The organism is Pseudomonas sp. JUb42, from assembly GCF_024807945.1.
Lineage (GTDB): Bacteria > Pseudomonadota > Gammaproteobacteria > Pseudomonadales > Pseudomonadaceae > Aquipseudomonas.
Genome location: NZ_JANUFD010000032.1, coordinates 1 through 8,565, shown reverse-complemented (window position 1 = coordinate 8,565; position 8,565 = coordinate 1). Strand labels below are relative to the sequence as shown.

Annotated in this window: 9 protein-coding genes and 1 pseudogene; all 10 read left to right on the top strand. The window is 61.1% G+C overall.

The genetic code is table 11. The annotated features are described in order from the left end of the window. Positions 1 to 294: DUF2345 domain-containing protein (locus M2401_RS34225; RefSeq protein ID WP_259111486.1), on the top strand; the 294-nt coding region annotated here is incomplete at its 5' end. Positions 295 to 296: 2 nt separating this feature from the next. After that, positions 297 to 1,097 (top strand): DUF4123 domain-containing protein, encoded by an 801-nt coding sequence (locus M2401_RS34220; protein ID WP_259111485.1) that lies wholly within the window; start codon positions 297 to 299, stop codon positions 1,095 to 1,097. Continuing rightward, positions 1,090 to 1,608, top strand: coding sequence for a DUF3304 domain-containing protein (locus M2401_RS34215; protein WP_259111483.1), 519 nt, complete (start codon positions 1,090 to 1,092; stop codon positions 1,606 to 1,608). Before M2401_RS34220 ends, M2401_RS34215 begins: the two co-directional genes overlap by 8 nt. Next, positions 1,596 to 3,917, top strand: a complete 2,322-nt coding sequence (locus tag M2401_RS34210) for a DUF2235 domain-containing protein (RefSeq protein WP_259111481.1) — start codon at positions 1,596 to 1,598, stop codon at positions 3,915 to 3,917. The genes M2401_RS34215 and M2401_RS34210 overlap by 13 nt, the downstream gene beginning before the upstream one ends. Next, positions 3,904 to 4,476 carry a DUF3304 domain-containing protein gene (locus tag M2401_RS34205; protein WP_259111479.1) on the top strand — a complete coding sequence of 191 codons (573 nt, stop codon included), beginning with the start codon at positions 3,904 to 3,906 and terminating at the stop codon, positions 4,474 to 4,476. Before M2401_RS34210 ends, M2401_RS34205 begins: the two co-directional genes overlap by 14 nt. After that, positions 4,464 to 5,018 (top strand): DUF3304 domain-containing protein, encoded by a 555-nt coding sequence (locus M2401_RS34200; RefSeq protein ID WP_259111477.1) that lies wholly within the window; start codon positions 4,464 to 4,466, stop codon positions 5,016 to 5,018. Before M2401_RS34205 ends, M2401_RS34200 begins: the two co-directional genes overlap by 13 nt. Continuing rightward, on the top strand, positions 5,015 to 5,272 hold the full coding sequence (locus M2401_RS34195) for a PAAR domain-containing protein (protein WP_259111475.1): 258 nt from the start codon (positions 5,015 to 5,017) through the stop codon (positions 5,270 to 5,272). Before M2401_RS34200 ends, M2401_RS34195 begins: the two co-directional genes overlap by 4 nt. After that, on the top strand, positions 5,269 to 6,423 hold the full coding sequence (locus M2401_RS34190) for a hypothetical protein (protein ID WP_259111473.1): 1,155 nt from the start codon (positions 5,269 to 5,271) through the stop codon (positions 6,421 to 6,423). Before M2401_RS34195 ends, M2401_RS34190 begins: the two co-directional genes overlap by 4 nt. Next, positions 6,420 to 7,556: a hypothetical protein gene (locus tag M2401_RS34185; protein WP_259111470.1), complete on the top strand. Its 1,137-nt coding sequence runs from the start codon at positions 6,420 to 6,422 to the stop codon at positions 7,554 to 7,556. The genes M2401_RS34190 and M2401_RS34185 overlap by 4 nt, the downstream gene beginning before the upstream one ends. After that, positions 7,540 to 8,565, top strand: a pseudogene (locus M2401_RS34180) (type VI secretion protein VasK); the annotation flags it as partial. The gene M2401_RS34185 and the pseudogene M2401_RS34180, both read left to right, overlap by 17 nt.

The window sequence follows — 8,565 nt, the reverse complement described above, 5'->3', positions numbered from 1 at the left end:
CTGCTCAACCTCATCGCCCAGCAGGACATCACCGTGCAATCGGTGCAAGGCCACCTGCAACTGACCGCCAAGAACGGCATCACCCTGGCCAGTGGTGGCGGCTACATCCGCATCACCCCCAGTGGCGAGATCCAGATTCATGGGCCAGGGCTGGTGAGTATCAAGGGCCGGCATCGAGTCGAGGGGCCGCAGGGGCAGGCGTTTGAGCTGCCGGAGTTGCCGGGGTCGGTGTGTGAAGCCTGTATCAGGGCGGCCCGGGCCATCTCTCATCCTCTGTCCGGCCGGGAGGCCTAAGCATGACAGCTACCCATATCACGGCCTGGTTCGACCTGCTGGAAAAAGCCTGCGCCAAATTATCGAGCACATATCTGGATATCATCATCGACCAGCTAGGCAGCGACACTTCGTTGCTGCGCAGCGTGCGCAGTGTCCAGCCGCCACTGCTTTGGCGCTCGTTGTTCACCGGCCTGCCCGAAGAGGGGCTGGAACATCTGGCGCCCTTGCTGGTACGCGTCGATCTGGAGCAGCCATTGCAACGCCAGTGGCTGATAAGCCTGATGCGACATCTGGACGGGGAATCACAACTGCTGGCGCTGGTTTCGCTGTGGCCATTCCAGGCCTTGGCCGAGCATTTCGGGCAATGCATGGAGGCGCGCAATGGCGGCTGCCTGTCGCTGTTTCACTTCTATGACCCGCGTCTGTTTCCGCTGCTATTCAGCCACGCCTTGCTGCCTGAACAGCAGCAGCTCTGGCTGCGCCCCGCAGTGTTCTGGAGCTGGCTGGATCGTGACGGCGCGCCCAAGCGTCTGCTGGGTGTGAGTGATGCACCCGAGGTGCCCGGCCCCATTGAGTTGAGTGACAGCCAGGTAGAAACCCTCTGCTGCGTCGGTGACGCCACCCGGGCCTTGGCCAACCTGAACAGCGCACTGCCACAACAATGGAGCAGAGAGCAGCGCTTTCAGGCCTGTTACGCGGCCATGCTCGAAGCCACCGAGGCCGGCTTGCTGATGGATAACGAGCGCGAAGCCTTCGTCCTCGACAAGTTGCTTGAACCCGCCACGGACCTCGCCCAGACAGGAAAACCCCCTCATGCCTGAAACCTTGCGCACCGGTGTACTCGCCGTGTTGCTGTGCGGTCTTGGCGCTTTGCTCGCGCCCGCCGTTCAAGCCAGCACCATCGGCGGCATCAACCACACCCACTGGGCCATCAACCACTTCAGTGTCAATGGCCGCTCGGCTCTGGACATCATCGGTGCCTACCAGGGCGGCGGCGGTGGCTGCTGCTATATCGCCCCGAAACGCTGGCAACCGGGCATGACGGTGCGGGTTGATTGGGAGACGGGAGCAGGCAGCTCAAAAGGTTATCCCGGCACCATTGATTGGCCGAAATATTTGGAATGGGAAAAACATATCAAGGCGCAAAAACGCAAGCACAGTAAAGAGGTGCCCATACCGGACTACACCGACCAGAAGGTCTGCGGCATCACCGTGCACTTTCTGCCATGTGACGAGCTTCAGGTCACCACCTCCTGTTACGCCTACGGCAGCCCCCAATACCCGATCAAGACCCCACTGGAATTACCGGAGCCACAATCATGTCCGCAGTAAACCATGCCCCCCTTTGGTATCCGCCGCAGTTTCCGGTGGAGGGTCGCTTGCCCCGTCATCCGGATCAGATCCAGCGCAATAGCCAGCGGCAGAACCAGTGGGAACGCGATTACCACAATGCCCTGGCCGTGGCGAACGGTCGCCGGGGCATACCGCCCTGCTGCAGGACATTGCATATCAGCCTGTGCTTCGATGGCACCGGTAATAACCTCAATAACGACTTCTATCTCTCGGACCCGAAGCACCCGACCAATATCGCCCGGATGTTCCGCGCCAGCATTGGTGACGGCTATGCCGCAGGCACGAGCCATAACCCCCAGGCCCAAGGCCTGACCGATGCACCGGGCACCGGCAATGGCCAGTATTTCAAGTACTACATGCCTGGCGTGGGCACGCCCTTTCCCGAGGTCGGCGACCTTGATTACAACAAGCCCGGGCTGGCTGCGGCGACCTTTGGTGAGGAGCGCATCAACTGGGGCTTGATGATGATTGTCGATGCCCTGCGTCGAGCATTAGCGCTGCCCCGGCTGGACAACGCAGCCCTGCTGGCGGCCGTCAAGGCCATGGGCACCTTGCCGGCGCTGGGCTGGGTCAATGGCGACCGCCTGCGGCGCAAGGAATTCGACAAGCAGATGCACGCCTTGTCCAAACCCTTGCGCCACGCGCTGGAACAGCCGCAGCCCGGCCAGCCCAAGCTGCTGGGGCTCAAGCTGTATGTGTATGGTTTTTCCCGTGGCGCGGCAGCCGCCCGGGCCTTTGTCAGCTGGCTCAACGGCCTGTTGTCCAAAGCAAAGTCCGAGCCGGTACCGGCCCTGGCCTGCCTGGATATGAGGCTGCCCATCAGCGTGGAATACCTCGGCCTGCTGGACACCGTAGCCTCGGTGGGGCTTGCCGATATCTTCCCTTGGGCAACCGGGCATATGGCCTGGGCCGATGGCAATCAGGAACTGCCCACCGGCGAGCTGGTCAAGCGTTGCCTGCATATCGTTGCCAGCCATGAACAGCGCCTGTGTTTTCCGCTGGATTCGATTCGCGGTGAAAAAGGCGGCTACCCGACCAATAGCCTGGAGGTACTGCATCCTGGCGTGCATTCGGATCAGGGTGGGGGGTATCCGCCAGGGGATCAAGGTAAGGCCAATGGTGAGAATGATGGTCTGCTGCTATCGCAGATCGCATTGAATGATCTGTATGCCGATGCCTTCGCCCATGGCGCACCTTTGAAAGTACCACCACGCTCTTTACCAACTGCTATGAGCCGTGAGCGCTGGCGGACAATGGAAGCGCAGATAGAAAGAGAGTTCATTGCCGCGCCAGAGCTAATCAACCGCTTCAACGCATGGCGCCAGGTCACTTTAGGACTCCCACCTGCACCCGATCCCCTACCCGCCGAGCAGATCGAGAACTACCAGCCGCTGCTCGCCAACGTCAGCCTGGAACAGGCCCAGCGCGAACAGATGGGCTGGATCACCGCCTGGCGCATCGACCGTTATGCCTTTTTCAGCCTGAAGGGTGCACCGTTCTACGAGCGAGCCAGCGACAAGCAGGCCGTCAAGGCCGTGCGCAAGGCTGCCGAGGACGAGCGCGACCAGCGCCAGGCCGATGTCGTTACAGAGCGCAAGCAGCAACTGACCCGGGAGCGTGAAGGCCGCGAACCACCCCGGCCACTGCCGCCGGGGATCAAGGATTTTGATGCGGACATGGCTAAAACCCAGTTGCACGAAGCTGCGCAAGAATTCGCTGCGGATTATCGCGGTGCGGGCGTGCTGGCTGATGTTTCGAGATTGCTAGCCCGCGTGACGCGGGCCCCGGGCTCACTAGCTTCTCTGGTCAGCGCCGATGCCCGGGCCGAGCGCGAGCTTATGAAGGCAGCAGGTAAAGCCCGAGTCAGGCAGTTATTTCCGCTGGAGGCGGGGGATCGAAACTATACGGACGAACATCGGCGCGGTGATGTCGCCGAATGGCGCAATACCCATACGCCCGAAGGGCTGCTGCGTGCGCTGTTCGACGACCAGATACATGACTCCCGCGCCTGGTTTCTCTACTCCTGGGGGCGTGAGGCGGGCGGCAGCTACTTCAGCGAACGCATGGTGTTCATGGGCGATGCCGACCGTAGGGACCTGGCGCTGTATGACGCAAACGACAAGCCCGTAATGGTCGACGCCACGTCCTTGCCAGCCGCTGATACCCCACACGCGGCACAGCCTGTGACGATGGATGAGGAACGACTGGCCCAGGCTCGTCGGGAGATCGATGCGATGTGGCCGAGCCATGGCGGCGACGTCAGCGGGGTGAATGATGCACGGGCTTGATTCCCTCCAGCGCCATCCCGCTCAAGAAGCCCGCCCCGCGCACCGGCTCAGCCCATGGCAACGGTTACTTGTTCCCCTCTGCGCCGTGGCGGCTGCCGCATTGGCCCAGTCTGCCCGGGCCAGCACCATCGGCGGCATCAACCACACCCACTGGGCTATCAACCATTTCAGCGTAAACGGTCGTTCGGCCCTGGACATCATCGGCCCCTACCAGGGCGGCGGTGGTGGCTGCTGCTATATCGCCCCGAAACGCTGGCAACCAGGCATGACGGTGCGGGTTGATTGGGAGACGGGAGCGGGCAGTTCAAAAGGCTACCCCGGTACTGGTGATTGGGCAAAGTTCTCTGAATGGAGAGAAAAAATCAGAGCTCAAAAACGACAACTGAGAAAAGTCGTCTCCGTACCCGACTACACCGACCAGGAGGTCTGCGGTATCACCGTGCATTTCCTGCCATGTGACGAGCTTGAGGTGACCACCTCCTGCTACGCCTACGGCAGCCCCCAATACCCGATCAAGACCCCACTGGAATTGCCGGAGCCTCAATCATGCCCGCAATAAAAATCACCCTGCTCAGCAGTGCCTGCGGCCTGGCCATCACTCTATTCACGCCGAATGCCCAGGCCAGCACCATCGGCGGCATCAACCACACCCACTGGGCGATCAACCATTTCAGTGTCGATGGTCGTTCGGCCCTGGACATCATCGGTGCCTACCAGGGCGGCGGCGGTGGCTGCTGCTATATCGCCCCGAAACGCTGGCGACCGGGCATGACGGTGAAAATTGACTGGGAAACCGGGGTGGCTTACGCCTATGACAATCCCGGTACTGCCGACTGGCCTAAGTATTTAGAGTGGGAAAAAAAAATCGACGCACAAAAACGCAAACACAGCAAAGTCGTCCCCGTCCCCGTCCCCGACTACACCGGCCAGGAGGTCTGCGGCATCACCGTGCATTTCCTGCCCTGCGATGAGCTTGAGGTCACGACCTCCTGCCATGCCTACGGCAGCCCCCAATATCCGATCAAGACGCCCCTGGAATTACCGGAGCCACAGTCCTGCCCACAACCCGAGAGCGCCCGAGTGCGCGAGGTGATGCCATGAAGTTCGTGATTCGACAAGGCGACGCCTTGCGTGAGTTTGGTGGCGAGGTGCTGGAGGGGCATTACCCCTATTACGGCAAGCCCATTGCCTGTCAGGGCGATGCGGTGCTCTGCAACTTGCATGGCCTGAACGCCATCGCTGAAGGCAGTGATCTGTACGAAGCCGACGGCTGTGCGGTGGCGCTGGCGGGGCATCGTTGTGCCTGTGGCTGCACGTTGGTCAGCTCCATGGATGAAGGGACGGTGGTGTCATGAGCAAGATGCCTGAGTTTGATCCCTATCCGGCAGCGCGTCCGCCGCGATATGGGTGGTGGTTCGCGAGCCTGATAGTACTACTGGTGATACTTGCTAACTTACCTTGGGAAGGGTATGGCGGTATGGTGCTTTTACCCCTATCGATAGTCGTTCTGGGCCTGTGGCTCATCGCATTTTTAGTTGAGATATGGGCCTACTCCGCCAACCACCATGACGCTCAGCGTTTTGCCAAACAGGTAAAACAGCTAAAGCTCGACTGGCAGGCCCGTTATCGGCGCAAAGCCGCGTTGGTTGAAGCCGTGTTAGTCGAGGTTACCTGCAGCACAGTTGAAGTCAGCCAGGACTTGTTCGGCCCCTATCGGCAACCTGCCAATCCAGCTGAGCCTCGTGATTGGATAGCCACTCACTACGGCGCGGTATCCGGTGTCGATAACGCTGAGCATGAACGTCAAGCGGCGAAATTGCTCGCCGTGCAATGGTCTGTGCAGCAAGCGGAACCTGTCGTATTGCAGCCATTACGTTGCTATTGGCTGGGCTCCCAGGACAGCTGGGAGGCCTTTGCCGAAGAGATGGCACAGGTTTGCCCAGAGGTTCGATTACCTGCACATCCGGAGCCCTGGCAAGGCATTGGCAGCCTGTACGCGATCATCGATCAGTTACAGGGCGCGCCTGACGATGCTTTCATTTTCTGCGGCGGTTGCCAAAGCTTACCGACGTTGGCGCACAGTCCTCAGCCTGAGAAAGCGGCTGCGTTGCTTTGGATCTTCGGCGCTGAAGGCCGGCTGCTGTTCTCCCGTGGTGAATGGCTCGTTCCCGCTGCGCAGGGCGCTGCTCCGATGGTACAGAGTCAACCACATCAGTATGGACGCACGGCCCTTGATCAAATCTGCGTGTCGTTCGCAGAACCTTATGTGCCACGTCCCTATGACATCGACTGGAGAAGAAGAAAAGATAAGGAAGGCTCGAACATCGAGACGCTGGACGATCTGCCTGACATGATTTCGATGACTCAAGCGGCCTTGAGTATTGTCCGCCGCAGAAGGGTCGCTTCGTGGAGAGGACGCTATCCCCAACGGCCTCCGGTCCTGGGAATCGTGATGCCCAATGACTCGACCGAGGCAGCAAAATCTGCTGCACCGGTGGCCCCATGAACGAGGCCCCCTATTTCGCGCCTTATCCGCGGGCACGTACTCCGGTCTACTCACGCTGGTGGCTCAGTGGCGCTGCATTGCTAAGCGTTCTGATCGTGGGCGGCAAGTTATTCCTGGCCGATCTGTACGAGCCAAGGGTCATGATTGTCGGCATGGTCGGCGTGCTTTTGCTGTGGCTGTTGGTGTTTCTGCTGCGTGTGCTGTACGTCCATTTCAATCAGCACTTTGCCCACACGTATACCGTGACGGCGCGGCAGATTCAGCGTGCCTGGTGGACGCACCATCGGCAGACAGCCGCGCTGGTTGAAGCGGTGCTGGTGGGCCCCGTCTGTAGCTCGGTGGAGGATCGGCAGAAGCTGTTCACTGCGGATCATCAACCGCCTGAACCGGTGCAAACCACTAAGGGGGAAGTGAGTCGTGTGTGGCAGGTGATGGACGAAGATACAGCCGACCGTGAACGGGAGTTGGTCGCGTTACTCGTCATCCAATGGCGCAGGCAGCATGAAGCCCCCATCACCCTGCACCCCTTACGCTGCTACTGGCAAGGCACCGCCAGCGCCTGGGCCGCCTTCGTTGAACAAATGGCCAGCTCCTGCCCGCAGGTAAAACTGCCGGAGCACCCCGAGCCCTGGCAAGGCCTGGCCAGCCTGGACGTGATCATTGATCAGTTGCAGGGCGCGGCCGCCGATGCGCGGATTCTCTGTGCCGGCTGTGCGTCCTTGCCACCTCAAGCCAATAGCCGCCTGCCGGCCGGGGAAGCGGCGGTGTTGTGGCTGCTCGGCGCGCAGGGCGGTGTGCGCTTTTGCCGTGGCGAATGGTTCGCCGCCGAGTCCGAAGACCTGGCGACGTTGGCCGAGCGGGTGTTGCAACAGAGCGAGCTGGATAAACCCGCGCCTGCCTGCGTGTCGTTTTCCCAACCTGAAATCACCGAACTGTCGGCCTTGAACTGGAATATCCGCCCGTTCGTGCAGGACGCCAACTTCGGCGACCTGGGCAGCCTGGAGGCCATGGTCGTGCAGACCCTGGCCGCCGCTTATGCCCAGGCCCATGGCGTGCCTTGCGCCTGGCTGGGCAATGACCCTCATCACACCTTGACCCTGGGAGTCGTGAAACCCGATGACTCAAGAACTTGAAACTGAAAAAACACCGCTCTGGAAAACCACGCTGCTGCTGGCCCTGACCACGGCGCTCCTGGTCGCCGGAGGTGGCGTGATCTGGTGGGGCTGGGAAGGCGCGCCGCCCATTGATCAGGTCAGGGAGCGTGATCTGCTGTTCAAGGCGCTACTGTGCTGGATGGTGTTGTCTATCGTCGCGCTGGTGGTGTGGCAGTTACTGCAGGACAGCATTGGCAAACTGATGCGGGTTGGGCGTCAGCCGCTGCCTTCGCTGCCCAAGCCCGCAGCCATTGAACCGAACCAAGGAGCGAAGGCGCGTGCGTATCTCAGCGAGCACTACGGCCCGCTCTGGCGCTACAAGGTACGGTTGCTGCTGGTGGTCGGCGAACCCGATCACGTCGAAGCCATCGCCCCCGGCCTGACCGACAAGCACTGGCTGGAAGGCCAGCACGCCGTGTTGCTGTGGGGCGGCCGGGCGCAGGATGAATTGAAGGTCACCTTTGCCGAGCAGTGGCAGGGCCTGAGTCGCTGGCGGGCGCTGGACGGGGTGATCTGGGCGCTGGACAAGGACCGCAGTATTGATGCGACGGCGATGAGTCAGGGTGTGCGGCGCCTGCAGGATCTGGCGCGCTCGCTGAACTGGCAGTTGCCGATCCATCTGTGGCAGGTCTGTGCCAGTCTCTCAATCCAGAGTGGACGTGAAACCCAGTCGGTGGGCGTCAGCCTGGCTGCACGCTTTACCGCGCAGCAATTGGAAGACAGCCTCACGCAACTGGTGGACCCGCTGCGTCAGCTTGGCTGGAAGCAGATGAAGGTCAAGATTACCCATGATTTCCTGACGCGTTTGTCCCGCGATTTGCACGCGGAAGGCATTGCTCGCTGGCGCAAGGCCTTGACGCCGCTGCTCGGCGAGTTCGCCTATGGCCTGCCCTTGCGCGGTTTGTGGTTCAGCCTGCCGTTGCCCGCCGCTCAAGCGCAGGATCTGCAAAGTAACCATTGGTGCGCGGACGCGACCTGGCAGGGCGTG